The 1,195-nt window shown below is 73.6% G+C and carries 2 pseudogenes; both read right to left on the minus strand.

Annotation, left to right across the window (positions count from 1 at the left end):
• Positions 1-467: pseudogene (locus AB0D01_RS39735) on the minus strand (hypothetical protein); the annotation flags it as partial.
• Positions 467-1,195: pseudogene (locus AB0D01_RS39740) on the minus strand (hypothetical protein); the annotation flags it as partial. The pseudogenes AB0D01_RS39735 and AB0D01_RS39740, both read right to left, overlap by 1 nt.

Raw genomic sequence — 1,195 nt, forward strand, 5'->3', positions numbered from 1 at the left:
CCGCCGAAAAACAGGCCCGCGGAGTGCACCGGATCACGTACTTCCGCCGGGGTGCCCCACCCCTGCGAAGGGCGCTGCTGAAAAAGTCCCAGCGAATCGGCGTGCCCGTGGTCCAGGTTTTGCAGACCACTTTCCTGTAGAGCGGTCATGAGGGCAATCAGAGTCGCCCGACCGGGTAGCGCACGTTCCTGTGCCACCCGGTCGATGATTTTCGCGTGATAGATCTGCTGAGCAAGGATACCGGGCGGCACACTACCCAAATCCGACAGGTCGGGGAGCCCCGGAGTCTCACACGAAACATTCTTTCCGTCGAATTCTAATTTCGCTGATCCGGCCGCGATAATGCTGGTCATACCGAGCCCGATAATTCCGAGGACCGAAATGGCCGCCACCGCGCAGCCGGCCTTGGCCAGCAGGGGGGCAGAGGCCGCGCCGGCGGCGGCCTCCGCGACGTCGCGCGTCTCCATCAGACCCCCAGCACCCTGGCCACCCGCCACCCGGCGGTAGTGAGCATCACCTCGACCTGCACCACGTCATCGCGCCGCACGGACGCGTACCCGTCCGCCTGCACCGTGGCCGTCACCCGCCGCCACACCTGAGCCGGCGAATCCGGCGGCAGGTCCTCGCCGGCCGGAACCACGGCCACCGCGACCACCCGCGTGACCTCGCCACGGCTGACCTGCCGGCCCCATCCCGGGGCCGGCGCCCGCTCCAGACTGGCCGTCAGCTCCGGTGTCGCCCACCGGGCGGCCCGGCTCACGCTCGGTCGATGGGAGCCGTCCGCCAGGGGGTCACGAGTCAGCAGCGCCCGCACCCATGCCCCCGCGACGTCTTCCGGGGACGCGTCGGCGGAGACCGGCGCCGGCGGCGCGGGGGCCGGCGGCGCGCTCCGCGCCGGCGCGGGCGCGGGCGCGGGTGGGCGGGCATCCGCCGGCGGCGGGGTGCCCCCGCACCGCGAGAGCACGCCGAGGACCAGGAGCACGGCCACCACCAGGAGCACGACGAGCGGGCTCATGGGCCGGCCGCGCAGCTCAGCGGCCGTGCCGGCCCGCTGCCGGCGCTGCTCCTGGCGGCGCGCGCGCCTCCACCTCCGCCGCGCACCCCGCCCCGCCGGCTCCTCCTCGCCGTCCGCCGGCAGACCGGCCAGGATCAGCCGCCAGTCCGGGGCGGCCGGCTCATCCGGGCCACGCCCAGG

It is taken from the genome of Streptomyces sp. NPDC048606 (assembly GCF_040650855.1).
Classification (GTDB): domain Bacteria; phylum Actinomycetota; class Actinomycetes; order Streptomycetales; family Streptomycetaceae; genus Streptomyces.